Annotated in this window: 25 protein-coding genes and 1 tRNA gene; 6 read left to right on the forward strand and 20 right to left on the reverse strand. The window is 60.7% G+C overall.

Going from position 1 to position 25166, the window contains the following annotated elements:
- Positions 1 to 2 precede the first annotated feature (2 nt).
- The 7 genes from MUM_RS0115850 to deoR form a co-directional block, all read right to left on the reverse strand.
- Positions 3 to 1031: an ABC transporter permease gene (locus tag MUM_RS0115850; RefSeq protein WP_010171470.1), complete on the reverse strand. Its 1029-nt coding sequence runs from the start codon at positions 1029 to 1031 to the stop codon at positions 3 to 5.
- Positions 1028 to 2524: a sugar ABC transporter ATP-binding protein gene (locus MUM_RS0115855; RefSeq protein ID WP_010171472.1), complete on the reverse strand. Its 1497-nt coding sequence runs from the start codon at positions 2522 to 2524 to the stop codon at positions 1028 to 1030. Before MUM_RS0115855 ends, MUM_RS0115850 begins: the two co-directional genes overlap by 4 nt.
- Entirely contained in the window at positions 2517 to 3503 is a 987-nt protein-coding gene (locus MUM_RS0115860; protein ID WP_010171473.1) for a sugar-binding transcriptional regulator, read from the reverse strand. Before MUM_RS0115860 ends, MUM_RS0115855 begins: the two co-directional genes overlap by 8 nt.
- Positions 3500 to 5020, reverse strand: coding sequence for an FGGY-family carbohydrate kinase (locus MUM_RS0115865; protein WP_010171475.1), 1521 nt, complete (start codon positions 5018 to 5020; stop codon positions 3500 to 3502). The genes MUM_RS0115860 and MUM_RS0115865 overlap by 4 nt, the downstream gene beginning before the upstream one ends.
- 99 nt (positions 5021 to 5119) lie before the next feature.
- A complete protein-coding gene (locus MUM_RS0115870; RefSeq protein ID WP_029615928.1) occupies positions 5120 to 6136 on the reverse strand; it encodes a galactitol-1-phosphate 5-dehydrogenase in 1017 nt (338 codons plus the stop codon).
- Positions 6137 to 6229: 93 nt separating this feature from the next.
- A complete protein-coding gene (locus MUM_RS0115875) occupies positions 6230 to 7204 on the reverse strand; it encodes a substrate-binding domain-containing protein (RefSeq protein ID WP_003207745.1) in 975 nt (324 codons plus the stop codon).
- Positions 7205 to 7376: 172 nt separating this feature from the next.
- Complete coding sequence (gene deoR / locus MUM_RS0115880) at positions 7377 to 8135, reverse strand: DNA-binding transcriptional repressor DeoR (RefSeq protein ID WP_010171480.1); 759 nt, start codon at positions 8133 to 8135, stop codon at positions 7377 to 7379.
- 143 nt (positions 8136 to 8278) lie between these two features.
- On the opposite strand from deoR, the gene deoC reads away from it, so the two are divergent.
- Entirely contained in the window at positions 8279 to 8959 is a 681-nt protein-coding gene (gene deoC / locus MUM_RS0115885; RefSeq protein ID WP_010171482.1) for a deoxyribose-phosphate aldolase, read from the forward strand.
- 129 nt (positions 8960 to 9088) lie between these two features.
- On the opposite strand, the gene MUM_RS0115890 is transcribed toward deoC, so the two are convergent.
- Together MUM_RS0115890 and MUM_RS0115895 are read right to left on the reverse strand one after the other, a co-directional pair.
- The gene (locus MUM_RS0115890; protein WP_010171484.1) at positions 9089 to 9511 is read right to left on the reverse strand and encodes a TonB family protein; all 423 of its coding nucleotides are present in this window, start codon (positions 9509 to 9511) and stop codon (positions 9089 to 9091) included.
- Between the two features lie 65 nt (positions 9512 to 9576).
- A complete protein-coding gene (locus MUM_RS0115895; RefSeq protein ID WP_029615929.1) occupies positions 9577 to 9999 on the reverse strand; it encodes a hypothetical protein in 423 nt (140 codons plus the stop codon).
- A gap of 398 nt (positions 10000 to 10397) precedes the next feature.
- Between MUM_RS0115895 and MUM_RS0115900 the strand changes: the two genes are divergently transcribed.
- Complete coding sequence (locus tag MUM_RS0115900) at positions 10398 to 10949, forward strand: DUF2569 domain-containing protein (RefSeq protein WP_010171490.1); 552 nt, start codon at positions 10398 to 10400, stop codon at positions 10947 to 10949.
- Positions 10950 to 11053: 104 nt separating this feature from the next.
- On the opposite strand, the gene MUM_RS0115905 is transcribed toward MUM_RS0115900, so the two are convergent.
- From MUM_RS0115905 to pstS, 6 genes are all read right to left on the reverse strand, one after another.
- Positions 11054 to 11698: a hypothetical protein gene (locus MUM_RS0115905; protein WP_010171492.1), complete on the reverse strand. Its 645-nt coding sequence runs from the start codon at positions 11696 to 11698 to the stop codon at positions 11054 to 11056.
- Positions 11698 to 12396, reverse strand: coding sequence for a hypothetical protein (locus tag MUM_RS0115910; protein WP_010171494.1), 699 nt, complete (start codon positions 12394 to 12396; stop codon positions 11698 to 11700). Before MUM_RS0115910 ends, MUM_RS0115905 begins: the two co-directional genes overlap by 1 nt.
- Before the next feature lie 31 nt (positions 12397 to 12427).
- Positions 12428 to 13189, reverse strand: coding sequence for a phosphate ABC transporter ATP-binding protein PstB (pstB, locus tag MUM_RS0115915; protein WP_010171496.1), 762 nt, complete (start codon positions 13187 to 13189; stop codon positions 12428 to 12430).
- Between the two features lie 76 nt (positions 13190 to 13265).
- A complete protein-coding gene (pstA, locus tag MUM_RS0115920) occupies positions 13266 to 14159 on the reverse strand; it encodes a phosphate ABC transporter permease PstA (protein WP_010171499.1) in 894 nt (297 codons plus the stop codon).
- On the reverse strand, positions 14156 to 15124 hold the full coding sequence (gene pstC / locus MUM_RS0115925; RefSeq protein ID WP_010171502.1) for a phosphate ABC transporter permease subunit PstC: 969 nt from the start codon (positions 15122 to 15124) through the stop codon (positions 14156 to 14158). Before pstC ends, pstA begins: the two co-directional genes overlap by 4 nt.
- A gap of 74 nt (positions 15125 to 15198) precedes the next feature.
- A complete protein-coding gene (pstS, locus tag MUM_RS0115930) occupies positions 15199 to 16230 on the reverse strand; it encodes a phosphate ABC transporter substrate-binding protein PstS (RefSeq protein ID WP_029615931.1) in 1032 nt (343 codons plus the stop codon).
- A 188-nt stretch (positions 16231 to 16418) separates the two neighbouring features.
- Here pstS and ppk2 point away from each other — a divergent pair, with 188 nt between their 5' ends.
- Both ppk2 and MUM_RS0115940 read left to right on the forward strand, forming a co-directional pair.
- Positions 16419 to 17336, forward strand: coding sequence for a polyphosphate kinase 2 (gene ppk2 / locus MUM_RS0115935; RefSeq protein ID WP_010171505.1), 918 nt, complete (start codon positions 16419 to 16421; stop codon positions 17334 to 17336).
- Positions 17337 to 17488: 152 nt separating this feature from the next.
- Entirely contained in the window at positions 17489 to 18013 is a 525-nt protein-coding gene (locus tag MUM_RS0115940; RefSeq protein ID WP_010171508.1) for a phospholipase D family nuclease, read from the forward strand.
- A gap of 280 nt (positions 18014 to 18293) precedes the next feature.
- Here MUM_RS0115940 and MUM_RS0115945 read toward each other — a convergent pair.
- From MUM_RS0115945 to MUM_RS0115970, 5 genes are all read right to left on the reverse strand, one after another.
- Positions 18294 to 18380 (reverse strand) — tRNA-Leu (locus MUM_RS0115945).
- 451 nt (positions 18381 to 18831) lie between these two features.
- Positions 18832 to 19452 (reverse strand): LysE family transporter, encoded by a 621-nt coding sequence (locus MUM_RS0115950; RefSeq protein WP_010171510.1) that lies wholly within the window; start codon positions 19450 to 19452, stop codon positions 18832 to 18834.
- A 367-nt stretch (positions 19453 to 19819) separates the two neighbouring features.
- Positions 19820 to 20863 (reverse strand): hypothetical protein, encoded by a 1044-nt coding sequence (locus MUM_RS0115960; RefSeq protein ID WP_238535540.1) that lies wholly within the window; start codon positions 20861 to 20863, stop codon positions 19820 to 19822.
- A gap of 166 nt (positions 20864 to 21029) precedes the next feature.
- The gene (locus MUM_RS0115965) at positions 21030 to 21638 is read right to left on the reverse strand and encodes a LysE family translocator (RefSeq protein WP_010171515.1); all 609 of its coding nucleotides are present in this window, start codon (positions 21636 to 21638) and stop codon (positions 21030 to 21032) included.
- Positions 21639 to 21737: 99 nt separating this feature from the next.
- Positions 21738 to 22661, reverse strand: coding sequence for an alpha/beta fold hydrolase (locus MUM_RS0115970; protein WP_010171517.1), 924 nt, complete (start codon positions 22659 to 22661; stop codon positions 21738 to 21740).
- Positions 22662 to 22837: 176 nt separating this feature from the next.
- On the opposite strand from MUM_RS0115970, the gene MUM_RS0115975 reads away from it, so the two are divergent.
- Complete coding sequence (locus tag MUM_RS0115975) at positions 22838 to 23977, forward strand: hypothetical protein (protein WP_010171519.1); 1140 nt, start codon at positions 22838 to 22840, stop codon at positions 23975 to 23977.
- Positions 23977 to 25164 (forward strand): DUF6384 family protein, encoded by a 1188-nt coding sequence (locus MUM_RS0115980; protein ID WP_010171521.1) that lies wholly within the window; start codon positions 23977 to 23979, stop codon positions 25162 to 25164. Before MUM_RS0115975 ends, MUM_RS0115980 begins: the two co-directional genes overlap by 1 nt.
- The last annotated feature ends 2 nt before the right edge of the window (positions 25165 to 25166 follow it).

Below are 25166 nucleotides of genomic sequence, written 5' to 3' on the forward strand. Positions count from 1 at the left end.
CCTCAAGTACGGCCGGCGTAATGGTCGATCAAGCGGTTGAGCAAGATCGCCAGCACGATGATCACCCCGGTGATCGCCATCTGATAGAACGAGCCCAGCCCCAGCAGGTTGAAGATATTGCGCAGCACCTGCAGCAGCATCACCGCCACCGCCGTGCCCACCACACTGCCGCGCCCGCCGAACAGGCTGGTGCCGCCCAGCACCACGGCGGCAATCGCATCCAGTTCCAGGCCTTGGGCAGCGGTCGGTTGGCCGACGTGCAGGCGTGAGGTCATCAACAAGCCGGCAAACGCCGCCAGGCCGCCGCAGATGGCGAACACCGCAATCGTCACCGCACGCACCGGCACCCCGGACAGCCGCGCAGCCTCCAGGTTGCCGCCGGTGGCGAGCACATACTCGCCAAACACCGTGTAGCGCAGCACCAGCCAGGCGATGACGGTGATCAGGATAAAGATCAGCCCCAGCACCGGGAACGCGATACCCGCGCTGGGCAAGATGTCGATCATCGCCGAGCCGAACGCCGTAAAGCTGGACGGCAACCCGCCAATCGGCGCTCCATCGGACGCCAGGAACGTAGCCCCGCGCAGCGAGACCAACCCGGCGAGGGTGATGATAAAACTCGGCACTTTGCCAAACACCGTCAGGCTGCCCATCAAGGTGCCGATGGCCAGGCCCACCAGCAACGTGGCCGGCACCGCCAGCCAACCGCTGACCTGCTGTTGCAGGAGCACGGCCACCAGAATCCCGCCGAAGGCACACAGGCTGCCCACTGAAAGATCGATATTGGCCGTGAGGATGACGAAGGTCATGCCGATGGCGATGATCCCGACAATCGCCCCCTGCTGGAACAGGTTGGCGATGTTGCCGAAGGTCAGGAAGTCATCCGACAGGAGCGTCGCCACCACCACGGCAAACAGGAAAATGAACACGAAGTTGTAGCGCATCACCCATTCCAGCACCGCACTGCGACGGCGGCTGGCGAGGGCGACAGGCTTATCGAAAACCGGGCTTGGATTGCTCGCAATAGTCATGGTTCTACACTCGTTTTACCGATAAGGATGGCCTGGTCGATCTGGTCGCGGCTGGCACTCAAGGGGTCGAAACACAGCGCATTGCGCCCCTCGTGCATCACCCAGATACGGTCGCAATTGACGTACAACTCATCCAGCTCGCTGCTGGCCACCAGCACCGCCGCCCCTTCCTGCGCCAGGCTGCGGGCCAGGGCGTAGAGGTCGGCCTTGGCGCCGACATCCAGGCCGCGGCTGGGCTCGTCCAGCAGCAACAGGCGCGCGCCGTCGATCACCCACTTGGCCATGACCACTTTCTGTTGATTGCCGCCGGAGAGCTGGCGCACCGGCTGCTCGAGGTTGTCGAGCTTGGTCTGTAAGCGTTGCAGCACCGGGCCGGCGCGGTCCTTGGCCTGGCGATGGGAAAACCAGTTCAGGTGTCGGGTGTGCACCAGGCACGCGTTGCGGTAGATCGGCGCGTCCAGCAGCAGGCCTTCGGTCTTGCGGTTTTCCGGTACCAGCCCGACACCCTGGCGGATGGCCTGGCGTGAGGTTTGCGGGTGATAGGGTTGGCCGAACAGCTCGACATCGCTGTCGTTGCGGCCCACGCCAAACAAGGCCTTGAGCAAGGTGCTGCGCCCCGCTCCGTTCAGCCCGGCAAGCCCGACGATTTCGCCCTGGCGCACTTCCAGTCCTTGCACGTCCAGGCCCTGCTCGCCCCGCAAGCGGCGAATGTTCAGCGCGAGGTTTTCCCGGGGCGCCTGGCGCGGGCTGCGCTCCAGCAGGTCGCGGTGTTCGCCGACCACGGCAGCAATCAGCGCCTGGTCATCGATCTGCGCCAGCTCATGGGTTTGCAGGGTTCGCCCGGCGCGCAGCACCGTGACCCGGTCGCCGATCTCGCGGATTTCATTCAGGCGGTGGCTGACATACAGCACCGCCACCCCGGCCGCCGTGATCTCGCGGATCACCTGGAACACCCGCTTGAGTTCGGTCTCATTCAGCGCCGCCGAAGGCTCGTCCATCACCACCAGTCGCGCCTCACAAGTCAGTGCCCGGGCAATGGCCGCCAATTGCTGATTGGCAATCGACAGGCTGCCCACCCGGTCGGTACTCGAAAAATTCGCCCCAACCCGCAACAGCGCGGCCTTGGCCAAGGCACTGCGCTTGCCCCGGGAAATAATCCCGAAGCGTTGGGGCGCGTAGCCGAGCATCAGGTTTTCTTCGACGGTCATCTGCGGGATCAGGTCGAGTTCCTGATAAATCATCGCGATCCCGGCCTGGCGCGCCTGTTGCGGGTTCTTCAACTCCACACGCTGCCCGGCCACCGACATCTCGCCGCCATCCGGGCGATGAGCGCCGGCGACGATTTTCAACAAGGTACTTTTGCCCGCGCCATTGGCACCCAGCAGGCAATGCACCTCCCCCGGCCGAACGTCGAGGGACGCGTCAGTCAGCGCCACCACATTGGGCGGAAAACGCTTGCTGACATGACGGATATCCAGGGCCAACTCACTCATGATCCTGCTCCAGCAAATAACGGGCGGTCGCCGCGTCGGTGGCCAGCACATTGACGTAGCCGGCCTTGACGCTGGCGTGGACGATGCGGTGCTTCTGCGCGCCGACGCACACGGCAATGGACCAGGCCTTGTCGCGCAACGCGGCCAACGGCAGGCCCAGGGTGCGGGCGTCGAGTTCGGGCATCACCGGCTCGCCATCCATGCCGATAAAACGGCCCATGATGTCGCCGACGGCGCCCAGGCGCTCCAGCGCTTCGAGCAGCGGGCGGTCGATGTAACCCGACTCCATCAGCACCGAATGATCAGACAACTCCCCCAGGCTGAAACACGCCACCGGCGCCTGTTGGCCGAGGCGCAAGACCTGGGCGATCACCGGGTCTTGCTCCAGCGCTTCGCGGGTGTGGGCATGCCCCAGGATCGCCGGCACCGGCAGCAACGTGGCCTGGCCACGAGCCGCCTGGGCGAAGCGCTCGGCAACGTTATGGCTGGGCTCCCCCATCGAGCGCGTATTGATCGCGCCGTTCAGCAGCACCACATTGACGCCCTCGTTCCAGCGCGGCACCAGCCACTGGGCCATTTTGGTCAGGGTGCGGCCCCACGACACGCCGATCAGTGCCGGCATCGGCTGCAAATTGCACAGGTAACGGGCGGCGGCCTGGGTCACCACGTTCAGCGCGGTGTCGGCGTCCTCTACATCCAGCACCAGCGCTTCACGCAAGCCGAAGCGCCGTTGCAACGCCACTTCCAGCTGCGGCAGGCGGGCCGAGCGGGCGACGATATCGATGCGCACCACCCCGCAATCCCGCGCCTCGCGCAGCAGGCGGCTGACCTGCCAGCGGGTCAGGCCGGTTTCCCGGGAAATATCGCTTTGGGTCTTCTCCAGGTCGTAATACAGCTTGGCCACCTGGACCATCAGGTCGTCGCGCTGGGAATCCGCCGACAACCGCGTGGCAAATGATTCTTCAGGATGGGCGCTCATGCTGCCGGCCTTACGCCGAGCGTGCGGTTCGCCGGCGGCTTGCAACTGATGGGCGCGACGCTGTCGGTGGCGGCGCGGTAGCGGCCCAGCAGCTCGATGTATTGCTCGTGGGCGTAAGGGTCGGGCTCGATCAGCCGGCCGATGGTGGTGAAGTCGGTGGCGGCCTCCTGCAAGTTGCCGAACTCGCCCAAGGCGCAAGCCGCCGCTGCTGCGGTGCCGATCAGGGTGAGGTTGTCGTGGGGCACCATTTCGAACGGCACACCGGTGGCGTCTACCGTGGCCTGCAACCACAACGGGTTTTTCTGGAAGCCGCCTGCCGCGACCACACGGGTGATCTCGATGCCTTCGGAGCGCCAGGTATGAAAGATGTTCGCCGAGCCCAGGGCAATCGCTTCCACCGAGGCGCGGTACAGGTCATGCCGGTCATGGTTCAGCGAGAGGCCCATGATCGCCCCGCGCATGTCCGGCGAACGGTACGGCGTGCGGTTGCCCATCCAGTAATCGAGCACCAGCAAACCGGTGGAGCCAGGCTGCAGCTGCGCCGCCTGGCGGATCAGGCGTTGGTGCCCGGCATCGTCGAGGCCGAACATCTTTTGCGCCAGCCAGTTGAGGATCGAACCGGCGGAGACTTGCCCGCCTTCCATCAACCATTGACCGTCGAGCAAAGCACCGGGGTACGGTCCCCAGATGCCCGGCACGTCAATGCGCTGCGGGGTGTGCATCAGTTGCACCACCGACGTACCGCCGATGAATAACAGCTCGCCGGCGCCGGTGGTGCCGGCACTGAGCATTGCCATGTGGGCATCGATGCCACCCTGGGCCACCAGGGTGTCGCGGCCCAGACCCAGATGGTTGGCGGCATCGGCGCTCAACGGGCCAATGCGGCCGCCAACCTTGATCACTTCCTGAGGGAGTTTTTGCGCCAGTTCCGGCACGCCCAGTTCGGCGTACAGTTCCACCGGAAAACGCTGCTGAAGCGTGTCGTAGTTCCACTTGCAGCTGGCATTCAATTGGGAGGCGACCCAGCGCCCGGTCAGCTGGAAGTTGATCCAGTCCACCGCCTCGCAGATGCGCTCGGCGCGCTGGTACACCTGGGGCTCGTGCTCGGCCAGCCACATGGCCTTGGGCACCAGCCACTCCACGGCGTCACCGCCCTGGTTCATCATCGGGTGGCTGACATGGGCGGTGCGCGCCGACTCGGCTGCGGCGCGGCAATCCATCCATAACAGTGCCGGGGCCAGGGGTTGGCCGTCCGCCTGGGCGACCACCACGGTGGAGGCTGTGGTGGCGACGCACACTGCCGCCACCTGCGGGTGCCCGGCCTGGGCCATCAACTGCCGGCAGGCTTTGCCCAATGCCGACCACCAATCCGCCGGCGCCTGTTCGGCCCAGCCCAACTGCGGGTATTGCGTGGCATACGGCGCCTCGGCGACGTGCACCAGTTTGTGGCTGTACAGGTCATACAAACCGGCCCGCACCCCACCTGTTCCGAAATCCAGTCCCAACAACAAGGTCATCGGTAGTCCTCCTGCGTCTTTTTACGACGACGCTTTTTGTTTTAAGCCCGGCAACGCTCCGCGCTGTCGGGCTTGGCGACACACAGCAAACGGCATGGCTCAGGGACGGAAAATCACCTTGGCCGCCACTTCACTGCGATCGGCATACCGCTTGAACATCGCCGGCAACTCATCCAGCGGCAAGTCGTGGGTAATCATGAACTGCCACTGCAATTCACCGGAAGCCAGTTTGTCGATGGAAGCCGTCCACTCGTCACCCGGGAACGGTGCCGAGAACGAGTTCCAGGCGCCGTGCAGGGAGATTTCCTGGCGCAGGAAATGCGAGAACGTCGCGGTGCTCAGGGCCACGTCGCTGGTGGGAATGCCGATAAACACCACGTGCCCGCCGGCCTTGGTCAGTTGCACGGCCTGGTTGATGGAGCTGGGGTGGCCTGCGGCTTCAATCACCAGTTGGCAACGCGGCAGCTCGGCATCCGCCGCGCCGCTGAGCAGGGTGTGGGTGGCGCCGGCCTGGCGGGCCATGGCGAGTTTTTCTTCGGCGATGTCGATGGCGACGATGTCCTTGGCGCCCATGATCCGCAGCCATTGAATCGCAAACAGGCCGATCGGCCCGCAGCCCACCACCGCCCCGCTCTGCCCGGCCTTGAAGTCGGCTTTCCAGATCGCATGCAGGGCAATCGCCGCCGGGTCTACCAGGGACGCGGCAATCGGGTCCATGCCTTGGGGCACCTTGATCAGGTTGCTCAGCGGCACGTTGACGTACTCGGCATACGCGCCGTCGCGGCGGCTGCCGAAGTAATCGTAGCGCTCCGAACGGGACGGAAAGCCACGGGCATATTGGTCGCTGCTGACGTCCGGGATCATCGGCGGCACGGTCACCAGCTCGCCGATGACGTAGCCTTCGACGCCGCTGCCGATCTCTTCGATGAAGCCTGCGAATTCATGGCCGCAAATCAGCGGCATCACGTGGGCGCCCTTGCTCAGCATGCGCGGGATATCCGAGCCGCACACGCCGCAGGCTGCGACCCGGACCAGCGCATGGCCGGCCTTGACCGCCGGTTTTGGAACCTCTTCGACCCGGATATCGCCCGGTTGGTACATGACGGCAGCTTTCACAGTGAATTCCTCTGTTGAGTGACGAGTGCGTTCGAACAGGCACCTCTCGCAAGAGGTGCCCGCAAAAATCCATAAGGTGGCGGCGCAGATCCGTCAGAGCGCGCCGGGGCGGTATTCGCCGAAGGTAGAGTCATGCTTGACCTCGGCCACGTTGGCCTTGGTCACCACCTGGGTGCCGGCGTCGACAAAGTTCGGCACCGATTTGCCGGCGGCCAGGGCCCGCGCGGCTTCAATGGCGACCTCGCCCAGGTAGCGCGGGTCGTTGAGGGCGGTGGCCACGTATTGATCGCCGCTCTGGATGGCATTCAAGGCTTCGGACAAGCCGTCGATCCCGGCCACCAGCACGTCTTTCTTGCCGCTTTCGGTGAGCACTTGCAGCGCGCCCATGGCCATGTCGTCGTTATGCGCGATCACGGCCTTGAGGTCGGGGTGCGCTTGCAGCAAATCCTGCATCGCCGTGACGGCGTTGGCGCGCATGTACTCGCTGTAAGGGCCGTCGATGATCTTGAAGTCGGTGCCGGCCAGGGCGGTGTGGAAGCCCTTGCGGCGTTCTTTCATCACCGTGCCGCCGGCATCGCCCTGGATCTCGATGATCTTGCCCTTGGTCACGCCGCGCTGCTTGAGGGCGGCGAGCAAGGCTTTGCCGGACAGCTCGCCCATCTCGGCATTGTTGCGGCCGATGGTGGTAGCCACCGGGGCATTGATTGCGCGGTCGACGGCAATCACCGGCACCTTGGCGCGCTTGGCAGCGTCGAGGGCGGCGCCCACGGCGTCGGGGTTCACGGCGTTGATGATGAGGATGTCGACCTTGCGGGTCAGCAGGTCCTGGATGTCGTTGTTCTGCTTGCTGATATCGCCGTTGGCATCGAGGAAGATCAGCTCGTCGCCGCCCTTGGCCGCGGCGGCCTTGGCGCCATCGCGCAGCTGTACATAGAAGGGAGATTGCAGGGTGACCTGGCTGAAACCGATCTTCAGATCCTTGGCCTGGGCATTCAGCGCCAGCGCCGAGGCCGCGACAGCCAGTGCAAGGGCCAGCACATGAACAGGTTTACGGGCTATCTGGAGCATGGTGATTCCTATTTTTTATTGTTGTCAGGAGTCGGGCATGGCCTTCAGCGAGGCCATGCTCACAAATGTGAACCGCGATCACATTTGAAAAACTATGCCTTGCTCCCGAGGGTGTCAAGGCTAATTTGTTAAATTCCAAACAAATGAAATAAAAATCACAATGCCATTTGAATCAGATCAGCAGGATCGCCCCGCTGTCCTTGATCACCTGCTGCTGTGCCGCCTGAAGGCCGGGGTCACTGATTACCCGCTGGAAGTCCGACAGCTCGGCAAAGTGCGCGGCGCGTACCTCGTCGAACTTGCTGTGGTCGGCCACCAGCACGCAGGTTTGTGCCCGTGCCATGACCCGGCGCTTGACCTCCACTTCATTGAGGTTGTAGCAGGTCACGCCGTGGGCCGCGCTCACGCCCGCTGCGGAAATAAAGGCCCAGGCCACGCGAATGCCGTCCAGGATGCCCGCCTCGGCATGGCTTTCGAAGACCATGTTGCGCCGGTGAAAGGTGCCGCCGCAGAGGATGATGGTGCAGTGGGGCTTTTGCTGGAGCTTGAGCAATACGTTGAGGGAATTGCACAGCGCGGTGAACTCCAGGTCATCCGGCAACGCCTCGATTATGAACGGCGTGGTGGTGCCGCAATCGATAAACACCGTGTCGCCGGGCCTTACCAGGCTGGCGGCCAGTGCGCCGATCTGACGCTTCTCGGCGACGTGGCGCTGATCCTGTTCGGCCACCTGGTAGTCGGGCTCCGGCGGCCCGCTACGGGTGACGTGACCGCCCAGCAAACGCAGGCCCTGCGGGCTGTCTGCCAGGTCGCGGCGCAGGGTCATCTCCGATACACCCAGCAATGCGGCCATGTCCCGCAGGTGAACCGCCGACTCGCCCTGCAAGGCCTTGTGCATGGCCCGAAATCTTTCGCTTTTCTTTGAATCCACTGCGTTCCAGCCCTCGTTGAATGCGCGCCCTTGATCAGGGCAGTCACAAATTCCATTTACAATGTTATTTATTTCACATTTAATGCATCCAACTTAACACAAACCGGCTTTTCCCAGCACCTCATCCTGACAGGACACTTGCCATGCCGACTGATCCGTTGCCGCTCGCGGCCTATATCGACCACACCCTGCTGGCCGCCGATGCCTCCCAGGCGAGCATTCGCCAACTGTGCAACGAGGCTCGCGAGCATGGCTTCAAGTCCGTGTGCGTCAACAGTGCGAACGTGCCGCTGGCCGCTGAATGCCTGCGCGACGCTGCCCCGCTGGTGTGTGCGGTGGTGGGTTTCCCGCTGGGTGCAGGCTTGAGTGCAGCCAAGGCGTATGAAGCAAAGCTTGCGATCGAGGCCGGTGCCGGCGAGATCGACATGGTGCTGAACATCGGCTGGCTGAAGGACGGCCTGCTGGATCAGGTTCGCGACGATATTGCCCAGGTACTGGCGGCCTGCGGCGCGGTGCCGCTGAAAGTCATCCTCGAAACCGGGTTGCTTGATGACCAACAGAAGACCGAAGCCTGCACCGTCTGCCGCGAGCTGAACGTGGCATTCGTCAAGACCTCCACCGGCTTTGGCCATGGCGGAGCGACGTTGGCGGATGTGCGCCTGATGCGCGGCGTGGTGGGTGGGCAGATCGGCGTGAAGGCTTCAGGCGGCGTGCGCGACCTGGCGACGGCCCAGGCGATGATCGAAGCCGGCGCCACCCGCTTGGGCAGCAGTTCCGGGATCGCCATCGTCAGCGGCGCAAAGGCGGCTGCGGGCGCTTACTGAATTCAGTGCAACGCTGGCGCCCTTTCACAACTCTTTCACAGTCGGGCGCCTATGGTCACCTCAGCTCCTGGTGAAAACCTTTAAGCCCGCGCTCCCCATCGCGGGCTTTTCTTTGCCCGGGATTTGCCCCTAGCGAGCGATGACGTTATTGCTGGAGCTGCGTGGCGGCATACCGCTGCATGTCTGCTCCAGGCAGAATACAAACGGGGCCACCACTTCAATTTCGCCTTTGAGCAGCATTGAGGGTGGAGGCGCAGGCACTGGCGATGCCGCCGGAATAAATGCCTCCACTGCCCCCACGAACACCTCCGAGCCGGTATGGCTGACGATTTTGTGGCGTATCAGGTTGCCTTTGGCGTCGACGACAAAGGCCACTCTGACCAGACCGGTCAGCCCTTGCAGGCGAGCTTCTTCAGGGTAGGACTTGAACCGGTTGAGGTGGGTGAGCAACTGATATTCCCATAAGCGCTGCTCTGCCCTTTGTTCCTGGTGGTTGGGCCCGCTTGTGCAGGCACAAAGCAGTAAGACAAGTGCGATCCAGCTGTATTTCATAAACGCAGTTCCGTTGACGTTCTGGTGTACTAAGTGAGGCTAATCAGCCGACGCTATGCTGCGTCTCAGGCGGTGGTACTGACGATTGAACCGGTACTGCTTCCACCCTCGGAAGTGACCGCTTGCAACAACGCCGAAGACGCCGACTGCAACGCTGCTGCCGTGGCGGCAATCTGCGTCTGGGCGGCTGCCACGGCTGCAGCTTTGGCGTCGGCGCTTTGATTGCTGGCCTGAGCCTTCTGCATGTTTTGCTGCTGCTCTTGAAGCTGCTTTTGCAGCTCCGCAATCTGCTTTTTCAGTTCCTTGACGGTGTCGGACTCCTGCGACGTCGATGCCGCCTGGCCGCCACCTGCAGCCGGCGCACTCTTGGCCTCTGCGCCCGGGCTTACGCTCAAGGCGCCAGGGTCATCCGTCTTGGAGCTGTCGCTAACGCCGGCTGGGGTTGGGCTGGTGGGTACTGAAGCGAGACTGCTGACGTTAGTGATCATCTCAAATATCCAATTGCGGTATAGATCCTGGTTCATCGGCGCTTTAGCGCAATACTTTAACGCGTTAACCGCGGTAATGCCCGGGGCGGCGGTGATTATCCGGAAAGTCGCCGGCCATGTCTCCGCTCAGCCGGGAATGACCGCAATTCTTTGATTCGCCTGGATCAACGAGCGGCGTGTGCAGAGGTGATAAGGACCGGGCATTTGCGTGCAGATACCGGGCTGGTGCGGGAGGCAGGTATTGCTCGATGGGCATGCCGGGTCAATCCGATATAGTATGCCGACTTATCACCCACTCCATTTGCTGGAAGCTAAACGAACGTCATCTTCCGCGCGAAGAGTCGTGCGCCGCGGGTGATCTACCCCTCGTCAGTAACTCAACTGTTTACGGAATGAACATGCAAAACAATACAGATTTAAAAGGATTGAGTGGCTGGCTGATATTAGTTGGAATCGGCTTGATCTTTAGCGTTTTCCGCCTGGCCTATCTCTTCATCCCGTTGTACTACTCCATTTTCACAAACGGCACATTTGACAGTGTCACAACCCCTGGAACAACGTTTTACAATCCGTTCTGGGGCGCGCTGTTGATTTTTGAAGCGGTCTTCAACTCCCTGCTGACCTTGACGTATCTGTATCTGGCCTATCTGTTTTTCTCAAAGCACTACTTATTCCCAAAAATTTATATAGCCACACTCACCGCCGCCGTTATTTTCATCCCTTTGGACGCCTGGTTTGTCTCACTTATCATGCCTGGTCAACCCACATTCGACGTCAACACCGTAAAAGAATTTATGCGGGGATTAGTGTCCGCCGCCATATGGATTCCTTACATGCTCGTCTCTAAAAGGGTAAAGGCAACTTTTGTAGAATCCAGGCCTGAGGCGAAGCCGAACCCGGTCGTTCAGACGGAGATCGTCGCCGGCAATAACATGGGAAGTGGCGATTAACAGCCGCAACGCAATCAAGCTGCGCACGCCCGGCACCAGGCCGGGCCCACCCTCAGTCAGGGTCAACCGCCCCCCGAATCCTGCTGCCGAAAAGGTATGTGTCTTCAGGCAGCCGGAGAAAGGGCTTCTGCTCGCGGTGGTACGGCGAGGGGACGTCTGAGCCGTTGCTGACCAGCCAGTTGGGCCTGAACCACAGCGACCGCATCCAGAACCCTCTGCGCCCAGTGCTCATCCTCCGGATTCACGACCACCACCCGAAAGCCGTGATCATGACCTTCAAGCTGCACACCCTCGGAATCATCGACATGCAAGTCGATATCAAAGGCCGGCGGGAATTTCGAGGGCGTGTTCGACAGCCCGCGCACAGTCAGGGCGCGGTTATGCAGCACACTGTTAACCACCCCGTCGACGCGAATGCCGTAGAGCATCAACCAGCGCCTGATGTAGGACGGCTCTCGACCGGACGATGTGTAGACCCAGATACTGCAGCCCTGGCGGCGCAGCTCGCGGGTCAGGGAACGTGTGCCAATACGCAACGGCTCACCCAGCCAGCGGTGAACACAGTCCGGCAGCCAGCTTGGCTCGACGGCAGAATGATGGAGTTGGCAGGCCAGCGTCTCATCGATATCAAACGAGATACGGATGCGCGGGCGCTTGAGCACGCGCATGGGCATGACCTGCCGGACGGCTTGCAAGACGCTCTTGCCGGAGGTCCGGCATTTGCTGGCAAGCGTTGGATACCCGCTCATTAATGGCCTCCCTGGTAGAGGGTCTGCGGTGCGTCGCTTAAGAAAAACACCTCGGGATCAGGAGCCTGTTCCTCCAGGAAGGCGGCGTATTTTTTCTTGATCTTGGGCAATTCATACAACGCCTTGACTCCATGTTTGGCAGAGTTGCGTATCACCGAGGAGGGATTGAAGTAGCCCTCGGCATTTTCAAGCGTCAACACGAACGGCGGCAAACCTGCGCGCATGAGCAAATAGCTGACGATCAGCGACCCGCTGCGGTTGTTGCCTTCGATGAACAATTGCGGCTTGCTGAGGATTCGTACATAGACACCGGCTGCGCGCTTCCAGACGGATTCACTGCGATACGCGCAGTACCAGTTGTACAAGTCCTTGATGCCGCCTTCAACGTTGTTGAAAAAGTGCTGCTCGGTCGCCTCCAGGTGATGACTGTACTCCTGGCGACGTGCCGGATCCGTGCCGCAGAGCACGGTGGCATTGATTTCCAGCATCAGGTCCAGGTGCTGAAGGTCAAACAGGTCGACACCCCGTGCGACATAATCGTCAATCAGCGCATAGCCCTCAAGCACGTTGAGCAGCACTTCGTCGGTAAAGGGGTCGCGCGGCTCGGTAAAGTGCCGGCTGAGCTCGGCAAAGCGGCGCTGTACCTCACGCAGTGCGCGTTCAATCGCAGCTAAATCAAGGCGACGTGGAGCAGACATTGGCAATCCTGGGAAACGGTAAAGGGGCCGGTCAGCTGAACTTGCCGCTGATGTAATCCTCGGTCATTTGTTCACGCGGGCTGCCGAAGATCTGGGTGGTCGGGCCCATTTCAACCAGGTACCCGGTGCGTGTGCCCTGGGAGATGTCCACCGAGAAAAACGCGGTGGTGTCAGCCACACGAATGGCCTGCTGCATGTTGTGGGTCACCAGGGCGATCGTGTAGTCCTTCTTCAACTCGATCATCAGCTCTTCGACCCGGCGGGTCGCGATCGGGTCGAGTGCGGAACAGGGCTCATCCAGCAACAACACTTCCGGCTCGGTGGCAATGGCGCGGGCAATACACAGCCGCTGCTGCTGGCCACCGGAGAGCGACAGGCCGCTGACCTTGAGCTTGTCCTTGACCTCGTCCCACAGCGCAGCGCCTTGCAAGGCGTGCTTGACGCGGTCGCCCAGGTCGCCCTTGTAGCGGTTGAGGCGCAGGCCGAAGGCGACGTTGTCGAAGATGCTCATCGAAAACGGGTTTGGCTGCTGGAACACCATGCCGATGTAGCGGCGGACGACCACCGGGTCTACACCCTTGCCATACACGTCCTGCCCGAGGAAATGCACGTGGCCCTCGAAGCGAAAGCCCTTCACCAGGTCGTTCATGCGGTTGAGGCTGCGCAGCACCGTACTCTTGCCGCAGCCGGAAGGCCCGATGAAACCGGTGATCTTGTTTTTCTCGATCGGCACATGGCTGTCACGCACCGCCATGAAGTTGCCGTAGAAAATCCGGTCCAGCTTGCAGTCCATGACCACAGGTTCCTGGGTGACAAACGGAGCGGCTATTTGCGCAGTTGATACGTTCAAAATTCAGGTGCTCCCGTTCTCAATACTTGGGCTTGCCGAAAATCCGGCTCACGATATTCACGACCAACACGATCATCACCAATACCAGCGAGGCCGCCCATGCGAGCTCGAGCTGGTTGTCGAAAGGCATGCCGGAGAAGTTGTAGATCAGCACGGCAAGGGATGCCGTCGGGTTCATGACCTCCAGGCTGCCGTCGTGGAAGATCCAGTAGTTGCTGAACAGCGCGGTAAACAGCAATGGCGCGGTTTCACCGGCAGCACGTGCCACGGCGAGCATGACGCCCGTGAGGATCGCCGGCATGCCGGTGGGCAGGATGATTTTCCAGATGACCTGCGAGCGGGTGCAACCCATGCCGTAGGCGGCGTCCTTCATGATCTTGGGCACCATGCGCATCGACTCTTCAGCCGTCAGCACCACGATGGGCAGCATCAGTACCGCCAGGGCCACGCCACCTGCTGGCGCCGAGTAGGTGCCGGTGGTCATCACCACCAGGGCGTAGGCAAACACCCCGGCCAGGATGGAAGGCAGGCCGGTGAGCATTTTGGCGGCAAAGCGCGAGGCGTTCGCCAATTTGCTGTCCGGCCCCAGCTCAGCCAGGAAGATGGCGGCCATGATGCCGACCGGAACCGCAATGGCGGCACCGATACCGACCATCACAAAGGTGCCGGCCATGGCGTTGCCGAAACCGCCACCCGTCTCGAAGCCCGTCGGTGGCAGTTCGGTGAACACCTCCAGGCTCAGGCGTGCGCCGCCACGGGTGATCAGCATGTAGAGCACGGAAATCAGTGGCACGCTGGCCACCAGTGCGCCAAGCCACACCAGCGTGGTCAGCACCAGGCTGCGCAGGGCACGACCTTCAAACTTGCGCTGCAGGCTGGGCACCGCGCTGAGGGGGGACGTAAGGTCAGTCATTGTTTGGTACCCCGCTGGGCGTAGAGCATGATCATCGAACCGATGACGTTCACCAGCAGCGTGATGAACATCAGCACCAGGGCGGCATACATCAACACCTCAATCTCGTTGGGCCCGGCTTCCGGGAAGTTCAGCGCCAACAAGGCGGCCAGCGTGTTGGCCGGTGCAAACAGGGAAAGCGAAATGTTGTTAGCGTTGCCCACCAACATGGCCAGCGCCATGGTTTCACCCAGTGCGCGGCCCAGGCCGAGAACCAGGGAGCCGAAAATACCGGTGGCGGCGGACGGCACCATCACTTTGAGAATGGCTTCCCAGTGGGTGGTCCCCATGCCGTAGGCAGCCTGCTTGGTTTTCATCGGGACGCTGGTGAGAGCATCCTGGGAAACGGCGGCAATCGTCGGCAGAATCATGATGGCCAGTACCAGCGCGGCCGGGAGTAACCCAGGCCCACTCAAGGACGTGCCGAAAAAAGGTATCCAACCCAGCTCGCTGTTCAGCCAAGCCGTCAGTGGACGAATCGCCGGGATCACTACATAGATGCCCCACAGGCCGTAGACGACGCTGGGGATGGCTGCGAGCAATTCGACGATGGTGCGAAACACGGCTGCCAGCTTTGCCGGCAGAAAATCCTGGGTCAGGAAAATCGCCATGCTGACGCCAAAAAAGCCTGCAATCAGCAGCGCGATCAGGGCGCTGTAGAGCGTGCCCCAAATGGCCGGCAGGATGCCGTACTTGCCTTGGTTAACGTCCCAGACACTGCCAAAAATCACGTCAAAACCGTGTTTTTCCATGCCGGGAAGGGCCTTGCGTCCCACCTCGAATACCAAGGCGGCGACCAATGCCAGAATCAGTACCACCCCGATTCGTGCAAGCGCACGGAACGTGCGATCCACCAGGAAATCCTTTGCCGAAGGTGGCTGGCAGGCAGAATCCGGGTTAACCGGTACGACGAAAGGTTTGTTCATTGGCTAATTCCGGACCAGGGGGGAAACGCTCCCGGCATGGCTGACAGCACACACCGGGAGAGACCTCACGCGCATTACTGGATATTGGCGGACGCTTTGCGAACCTGTTCGACAACCGATTGCGGCAGAGGGATGTAACCCATCGAGTCGGCGATTTTCTGCCCCTCGGTCAGGCTGTATTCGACCATTTCACGCATGGCCTTGGCCTTGGCCGGGTTACCGTTGTCCTTGCGGAAGATCATCCAGGTGTAGGAAGTGATCGGGTAGGACTTGGCGCCGTCCGGGTCCGGCAGCCAGGCCACCAGGTTTTCCGGCATTTTCACCGCGGCCAGTGCCTCGGCACCGCTTTCAGCGGTCGGCACTACGTAATGACCGGCCTTGTTCTGCAGCTGGGCGAAGTCAACCTTGGCCAGCTTGGCGAAGCCGTATTCGATGTAGCCGATGGCGCCCGGGGTCTGGCGCACAGTGGCGGTCACACCGTCGTTTTTAGGCGATTTGATGAATTTGTCACTGGCTGGCCAGTTGACGGTGTTGCCTTCACCCAGCGCCTTCTGGAACTCCGGGTTGATCGCTGCCAGGTGCTTGGTGAATACCGCGGTGGTACCGCTGGAGTCTGCCCGCACGACCACGGTGATTGGCGTATCGGTCAGCTTCAGGTCCGGGTTGGCAGCGGCGATCTGTGGATCGTTCCACTTGGTGATCTTGCCCAGGAAGATGTTGGAGTAGACGTCCCGTGGCAATTTCAGCCCTTTTGGGTTGCCTGGCAGGTTGTAGGCCAGCACGATTTCACCCGCGGTCATCGGCAGCAACTGCACGCCTTCGGCAACCTTGGCGATATCTTCGTCTTTCATGGCCGAGTCGCTGGCAGCGAAATCGACGGTTTTATTCAGGAAGTCCTGCACACCCGCGCCGCTGCCCTTGGATTGGTAATCCACCGTGACACCTGGGGTCTTCTTGCTGAAATCCTTGAGCCAGGTCAGGTAGATCGGCGCCGGGAAGCTCGCACCGGAACCGGTCAGGCGAACGCTTTCCGCAGCAAAAGCCATAGAGCTGGCACAAAGAGATACCGAAACGGCGAGTGCAGCGGACTTCATCAAGCTCTTCATTAAGGAAACTCCTTGTGATAATTGGCCTCCGCACTCTGCAATAGGGTTGTTACAGTTTTATGAAAATTGGGTGGCGACGCGCTTTTGTCCCCATTTGCCACCTCAATAGCCGGGTTTTCCGATGTAATTACTTCGTAACAAGTTGCGACTAACACTCAGCCACTCCCCTCCCGACGCGAGCGCCTCCCATGTTTTCAACAGAAGAAGCCTTGATACAACGCATCCACCGTGAGCTGCTGGATCACAGTGACGAAGAGCTGGAACTGGAGTTATCCGAAGACGGGCATGACCTGAATGCCCTGTTCGATGAGCACGTTGAGGAAAGCAGCGAGAAGGCCGCGCGACGGATCTACTTCAGCGAACTGTTCCGCCTGCAAGGCGAACTGGTGAAGCTGCAAAGCTGGGTGGTCAAGACGGGCCACAAAGTGGTGATTCTGTTTGAAGGGCGCGATGCAGCCGGCAAGGGCGGTGTCATCAAGCGAATTACCCAACGACTCAACCCCCGAGTCTGTCGTGTGGCCGCCCTGCCCGCCCCCAACGACCGCGAACAGACGCAGTGGTACTTCCAGCGCTACGTCTCACACCTGCCGGCGGCCGGTGAAATCGTGCTGTTCGACCGTAGCTGGTACAACCGTGCAGGCGTCGAGCAAGTCATGGGGTTTTGCAACGAAGATCAGTACGAGGAGTTCTTTCGCACCGTCCCGGAGTTCGAACGCATGCTCGCCCGCTCCGGTATCCAGCTGATCAAGTACTGGTTCTCCATCTCCGACCAGGAACAACACCTGCGCTTTCTGAGTCGCATTCACGACCCGCTCAAACAGTGGAAACTCAGCCCGATGGACCTGGAGTCGCGCCGGCGCTGGGAAGCCTACACAAAGGCCAAGGAAATCATGCTGGAGCGCACCCACATCGCCGAAGCTCCCTGGTGGGTGGTGCAGGCCGATGACAAGAAGAAGGCCCGGCTCAACTGCATCCATCACCTGCTCGGGCAGATGCCTTATGAGGAAGTGCAGCTACCGGTGATCGAACTGCCGCAACGCGTCAGGCAGGAGGACTATTCCCGCAGCCCGACGCCACCGGAACTCATCGTGCCTCAGGTTTATTGAGGCAGGCCAAACACAAATCACCCAACGCTGATCACTACCTTCGCGGTACGCACCGCACTGAAGGATTCACGTTGCCTTGGGCGGCACCTCAGGTAATCTCAGACGTGGCAGGTCCAAAGGGGGGCCTGCCCAAGAATGCAAGGTCTTTCGGCATGATGAGATTGCGACACGTAGCCCTGGTGGCCCTGCTCGGCGCCCCCTGTCTTTCTTATGGGGAACCCACTATTCAAGTTGGTTTTTCCCCGGAAGGCTCCGCCAGGAAACTCGTTCTGGAAACGATTAAGGGTGCCAGGCACAGCATTCAGATGCTTGCTTACGCCTTTCAGGCGCCCGACATCATGCAAGCGTTGGTAGACGCGAAGACCCGAGGTGTGCAGGTACGGGTGGTGATCGACAAGAAGCGCAACCTGGGTAAAACGAGTAAAGCCGCCATGGACTTCGTGACCCGCAACGGGGTGGAGTTGCGGACCAACGACCAATTTCACCTCCACCACGATAAGACAATCATTGTCGACGGCAACACGGTCGAAACCGGCTCCTTCAATTTCGCCCAGTCCGCCGAGACGGCCAACTCCGAGAATGTTGTAGTCATTCGCGATAGGCCGGAGGTGACACGCCAGTACATTGCGCACTGGCAATCGCGATGGGATCTTGGGAAGCCCTACCCTTCACGATAACGGGCGCGCGATCAAAAAGTCTTGCTGACAGGCGAACGTTCCTGAGACTTAGTTAGCCGCCCCTTCCGAACATCGCTCGCCATATCTTCAGAAACTGCAAAGCCGTTAGTGCGCGGAGCAGTCCTGCGAACAATCACAACTGAAATATCGCAGATGGCTGCATCCAGATAGGGTAAAAGGTCACGCCAACTAAGTAAGTTGCGGAGCAACAGCTGGAATTGCGGACCGAAAACAAACAAGGGCTTGCATCAGCTTTCGCCCGCAAACCCTTGATTTTAGATGGTGCCCGAAGCCGGAATCGAACCGGCACGCCCTTACGAGCGGGGGATTTTAAGTCCCATGCGTCTACCAGTTTCGCCATTCGGGCGGTAGCGCTATACAGCGTGCCAAGCAGCGTCTAAAGCCGTTGAGCGTTGCAGCAGGCTAGGGAATATATAGATCCAGCCCCCTCGATGCAAGGTCGGGGGCGGCCTTTTTCAAACAAACAAGCTGCACCCCGGCAAAAAAAAAAAGCTCGCCAGATCAGTGATCTACAGATTTAGTCGGCGGTAGCGGGCAATGGTGAGGCGCACCGGTTCGCCACCTCCGGCACTCGCCCCCAGGCGTACTACGAAAAATAAGTCATTACCGCAATAACCACCGAAACCCAAACCAGGGTCATCAAAAACGACAGCGCAGCCAACGTTTTGCCCATTTGCCTACTCGCCCCGATGAAAATTGCTTCAGTGAGTCGCCCTTATACCTTCCCCGGGTACTCCGTGGTGCTATCCAGCGCCGCGTGAGAATAGCCAAAACTGGCACGTTCTGCCTAAGCAAACTCAACCAGCCCGCAAGGCCGCCAGTTTCAGCCCGAAGCCGATCAGGAAGACGCCCGCCAACTTTTGCAGCCCTTGGGAGACCTTGGCATTGGCGCGCAGTTTCGCCGCGAAAAAGCCGGTCAGCGTTACCACAATCAGGCCGTACAGCAAGGTCAACGTCGCCACCGTGGCGCCCATCAAGGCGAAGGTCTGAAGGCCAGGGTTGGCCGCCGGGTCAATGAACAACGGGAAAAAAGCCATGTAGAACACGATGGTTTTCGGGTTGAGCAGCGCGATGGTTGCGCCCTGGCGCAGGTAGTGCCGCGGCTTGATGTCGAGGATCGGTGCCGCGCCAGGCTTGGCGAACAGCAAGCTCACACCCAGCCACATCAGGTACGACGCCCCCAGCCATTGCACGGCGTGAAACGCTACCGGGTGGGTCTGCAGAATCGCCGCCACGCCGGCCACCGCCAGCCACATCAGTACCTGGTCGCCGAGGATCACGCCAAAGGTCGCCGCCATACCGGCGCGGAATCCGCCCTTGCCCGTCGACGTAATCAGCGCCAGGTTTCCCGGGCCCGGAATCAGCAACAGGATGATAAAAGCGAGCACAAACGAGCCGTAATCAGTCACACCCAACATGGGATTACCTCAATGGAAAAATGAACGGGATAGGCCCGCACCCTCTTTCATAACGCCACTGAGCCGCTGTTTATTCCCTGATACCCGAAAATCGCCCTCCCCGGCTTTACAGCTCCTGCGGCTCCTGGAGCCATCTGATACGCTTTTTTCTTGTGCATCTGCCCCTGTATCGAAATTCGCCCAGCCCTGACAATACTCCCACTCCCGACACGCCCGTGGAGCCCGACAGGAAACGTCCTGCCGGCCCGTTCATTTCGGAGGCCTTATGGCTAAGATGGCATTTTTCCTGTTCGGTTTTCTTGCACTGACCATCGCGATTGGTCTGCTTGCCACCATCTCACCGGTCTAGGGTTCACCGTCAGCGCACTCAGCGAAACGTAACCATCTCAAAGTCCGCTGACGTTCCCGCCGACTGCCTTGCCAGTTCACTGATCGCAATCGTGCGTACCTGTGCCCCTTCATTCCACGGGTTGGTGTAGCTCAGCATGCCCGTCGCAGGGTTGATCTGGATGATCGCAAAGGCGTGCCCGTCGCCTCTGGACCAATCCCCATTGCGCGCCGGCTTGCCGCCGAACACCACCGCCGCCTGGCTGCCCACGGCACTGGCGTTTTTCAGCAGGAAGTCGGTGATGCCCTGGGGTGTGTTTTCGGAATCGGCCAGGCGCTGGTGATCGCCGTATTGGCCCGCCAGCAGTTCCATGACTTTATTGGTGGGCAATGCGCCCTTGGCCGGGTCGAGCTTGAAGTACTGGAACATCGCGCCAACCACTGCAGCGGCAGGTGGATCGCCCTTGCCGTATTGGTCCAGGTCGCCCGCCTGTAAATGGTAGACCGTGGTGGGGTCGCCCGGCAGGCTGACATTGAAGCTGCCATCGGCGTTCCTGGTAACGCCCTTGTGCAGGATCGCCGCCCCCGTGCGCGTATTGGCGAACGCCCTGACTACCGAAATGCCGACGCAATCACCTTCGCGGGTCTGATTCAGGTGGGTGCCGACCGGCTCTGCGATCAACGCCCCGCCCAGCGTTGGCTTCCACGGACCGGCGTCGATCACGCTGCCCTTGGCATCGCGGCGCAGTGCATTGATGCTGCCATCGGCGCTGTAGCTGCCGTCACTCAGGGACACGACGATGTTTTTTACGTCGGTACGCAGGTTCTCCCGCGCGCCGCCGTCCTGCTTCATCGCGTCCTGAAACGCCTGTGCTGCAACGATGATGCGCTGGCGTGTGGCGTCGTCCGGTCGGGCGCCACGGCTTTGGTCCAGGGCCTGGAGCAGTTGATGGTAGGTGGTTTCAATAGCGCGAATGCCAACCTGGGGAGCGGCAACGGCTGTGCCGGCAGATGCCATCGCGAGGGTAAACGTGAGGAACGAAAAACGCAGGTGTATCTGATAACGACCAGGGATTGGGAGCACGGTCGGGCATCTCGGATAAGGAAGTTTGGAAGCGATACATCGAACCACCCTCCCGTTCAATCGCTTCGTGCCGCAACGTCCCGTAGCAGGCCTGAAAACAACGGAGAGCATGCAATAAGCCGCCAAAAAGCGTCAATGGCGGCCTGTGGCTATGCTCGGCAGTGCTTCAGCCGGCAAAAAACATCGGATACAACGACAGCACCAACAACCCCGCCATGGACCAATTGAACAGCCTCAACCAGCGTGGCTCGCGCAGCACATTGCGCAAGCCGCTGCCGCACCCGGCCCATACACAAACGCTGGGCAGGTTCACCAGGGCAAACACCGCTGCAATCAACAGCACGTTGGTGACATAACCCTCGGCAGGCGTGTAGGTGGTGATCGCGCCCAACGCCATGACCCAGGCCTTGGGGTTGACCCACTGGAACGCCGCTGCGCCGAGAAAGGTCATGGGTTTGCGCTTGTCATCGGTGTCATCGGACATCGCGCTGGAGGTCGCAATCTTCCAGGCCAGGTACAGCAAATACGCCGCCCCCACATAACGCAATACGGTATAGGCCCAAGGCAGCGCCTTGAACACTTCGCCGAGCCCAAGGCCCACGGCGATCACCAACAACATGAAGCCAATACTGATGCCCAGTGCATGGGGAATCGAACGGATAAAACCGAAGTTCACCCCGGACGCCAACAACATCGTGTTATTGGGGCCGGGCGTGATCGAGGAAACGAAGGCGAACAGCGCAAAGGCTGACAACAGGCTTGAAGACATGAACATGGCGCGATATCCAAACGAAATACAGTGGCCACGACAGTAGAACGTTGCACCGGTGTGCGCCCCGTACAGCTACGGGGAGATACAGGCATACACTTTTTGTCAGGCCTGAGCGTTCAAAAACTCCCGATAGCGCGCCACCGTTTGCGCTGTTTGCTCGACCATCGGCAAGTGGCCCACACCGTCCATACATTCCAGCCGGGCATGGGCAATGCCCTGGGTCCACGTTTGCGCACTGGCGATTGGCGCCATCCGGTCCTCGCGGCCCCACAGCAGCAAGGTGGGAACCTGCACATCCTTGAGCCAGGGTTCCAGTCGCGGGCTGCCGGAAAAATCCGAGAAAATTTCCGCAAGCGCATCGCGTCGCTCGATATAAGCCTGTGCTTCAGCGGCCAGCAGCACTTCCGGTATCCACGGCGCAGATGCCATGGTCATCGAGAAAAACCGGTCGAATTGTGCCCGCGAGTGAATCAGGAAAGGGTTGTCGCCCTGGTTCACCAACTCTTCCACTTCATTGGGCTGGGGCAAGAGCACGCCGACCGGGCCGATCAACCCCAGTGACACCACACGCTCGGGGTGATGCACGGCCAGCCAGGTGGCGACATAACCGCCCATCGAGCTGCCGACCACATGGACGGCATCGATCCGGCAAGCATCCAACAGTTCGATCAACCTCTGCGCCTGGGCCGCGATGCTGTAGTCCGCGCCGTGCTCGAAAGGGTTTTTGCCATGCCCGGCAAGGTCAGGGATGACAACGCGATAGTCAGCGGTGAAGTGCCGGGCAAAGCCGAACCACACGCCTTTGTCGGCGCTGAAACCGTGGATCAATAACAGCGGCGGCGCACTGACAGGGCCACCTTGATAGGTTGCCAACGTCATACGCTGAATGGACACCAGCACCTCTTTCAGCCGAGCACGCCTCGCTTCCACCGTCGCAATGAGCGTAAACAACAGGTTCCCGACCCGTGGGTAGGTCCACCACACCCACACTGCAGCCACCACCAGCAAGACGACGATCACGAGCATCAAAGCTTCTCCGAACATGGAAACGACATACACGATTCCAGACTGCATATGGCGAACAAAATTACAGCAACCCGGCAAGCGTCTGACTGCAAACTGCCATTGGTTTGCCTTCACTGATCGGTATACTTGCGCACTTCTCTGCACCCTGTGCTGAACACATCCTGAAAGGACACTCGATGAGCAACTACCTCGACCGCGCATTGACCGGCCTGCGCACGCTGGGAATCAACCTCCTGCAACCGGTTCCAGATGCGCCGGTGCTGGTGTTGCTGGACCGCGTGGCCCAGTACGACCTCGCCAAAGTCACCGCCATCGCCGCCGTGCTGCAACAGTCGACCACCTTCAACAGTGTGGTTCGCGAACAAATCGCCGGCATGGACATCTCCACACGCTTTATGGACATCACCCAGAGCTTCACCTCGATCCGCGAAGACGCTGCGGCCATGGCCGGCTGGATGGATGACGGGCGTCTGGACACGCTGGAAAAACTCAAGCTTAGCTGGATGAACCTGCGTCGCGGCTCCATCCCCAGTCGCTTCAGCGAGATACGCGAAAACTATCTGCAAGTGTGCAAGTCAGCCAACGACCAGATCGCCCGGGAGACCGTGATCCTGGAGGCCTATCTGGACTTCCGCATGGCGATGAAAACGGCAGAGGTAGAGGCCCAGCAAGTGCTCGCCATGGCAGGCGAAGTCCTGGAGCAACGCACCCAGGCCTTGAACGAGGCCAACGCCCAGGTCACGGCTGCCGAAACCGTGGCGCCCGCCGAGCGTGCCGCCCTGGAACTGCGCCGCGACGAAGCCGTCCGCGCCCTGCAGGACGAGGACAAACGCTACCAGATCGTCAAGGACATCGCCGATGACCTCAAGGTCGGCTACAACACCGCAGAAATGGTCTTCGCCCGGATCAACCAGGTGCACGTGATCAAGGAGCGCCAGTACCAGCGCATGGTCTCGTTCTTCTCCACCAACGAAGTGGTGCTGACCGGCCTCGCCGTGTCGTTCACCAGCAACAGCGGCCTGGCCGAAGCCACCAACACGCTCAACGCCACCACCGACGGCATCAGCAAAGGCCTTGAAGCCCTGGGCAGCAGCGGCAACACGCAATTGGAAGCGGCGGTCAAGGCCAGCTATGGCTCCACCATCAAGGTCGACTCGGTGCGCGCCTTGGCGGATGCCACCCTGAGTTTCCAGACCGACATGCATGGCCTGACCGAAACCTACCGCGCCGAGTCCAGCAACGCGTCCCGTGATATCGCCGAAGCCGTCGAAGAGGCCAAACGCAAGTTCGCCGCATTGCTGACCAAGGCCGCTTGATGAGTGACGTTCTCCTCTCCGAACAACTCGGCGCGATGGCGTTGGTGGATCAATTGCGCCATCAGCAGATGGCCGTTGAAAAGGACCTGAGCCTGCCGCAACGCCGCGCCGAAGTGGCGGCGCGCATCCGCGAGTATTACCAGAACAACGGCATTCAGTTTACCGAAGCGCAGATCGACCAGGGCGTGCGCGAATTCTTTTCCAAACGCCTGGTGTTTGAGGCGCCGGAACTGAGCGCGCTTGACCGTTTCTGGAGCAATGTGTTGCTCAGGCGGCATCGCGGCATACTCATCATTCAGCTCATCGCGATCACCTTGCTGGTGGTGCAATGCAGCCGGGTGCTGGTCGCCAGACAAGAGATCCAAGAGGCTCAAAGAGCGTCCATGGCCGTTGAGACGAACGCGGCCCGGAAACAGTCGGACATCGCCAACCTGAAAGCTCGCCTGAGCGCCGTGCAACAGGACCCGGCCTACCTTGAGGGCAGCGACGTGTTCAGTGCTCTGCCCCGCTTGAATACCAAGGCAGAGCATGCCCTGGCCATGGTCGATACCTCCGGGGTCGATTACGCCAGTGAGCAGATCGGCGTGCTGGAGGCGTTTTTGGCCAAGGTCAAAGCAGTCCAGCCGATGACCGACCAGCTCAACGAATTGACCCGCAAGGTCGCCGAGATTCACCTGCCCGCCGCTGACAGTAAAGCGACGCGGGGCATGCAGGCCGAATTGGTCCTGATCAAAGACCTCATCGGGAAGTTCGAGGTCGAACAAGCCGGCGGCCAACTCAGGGCCCTGCGTGCTAACACCGAACTGATCCCCAAAGAGGTGACCATCCGGGTTGTCGACCGGCCCGGCACACCGTCCGGTGTCGAGCGCTGCTACGACAAGGCGCTGTGTAATTCCAACCCCGGGTCGACCCAGGGCAAGAGCTGGTATTTGGTTGTCGAAGCCGTCGACCTGTCAGACAGGCCGGTGCTGATGCCCACCGTCAGCAGTGAGACCGGCACCGGCGCCTGGGCCAGCCAGTTCGCTGTGCGGGTACCGCAGGCCGAATACCTGAAGGTCAAGGCCGACAAACTCGACGACGGGCACCTGAACAACCGCGTGATCGGCCGCAAGCCAGCCGGCAGGATGGAAGTCACCTACTTGAGCCAACGGACCACCGACCCGCTCGAAACGATATTGGAGTGGTGAAG

Origin of the sequence: Pseudomonas sp. PAMC 25886 (genome assembly GCF_000242655.1) — a bacterium.
GTDB lineage: Bacteria > Pseudomonadota > Gammaproteobacteria > Pseudomonadales > Pseudomonadaceae > Aquipseudomonas.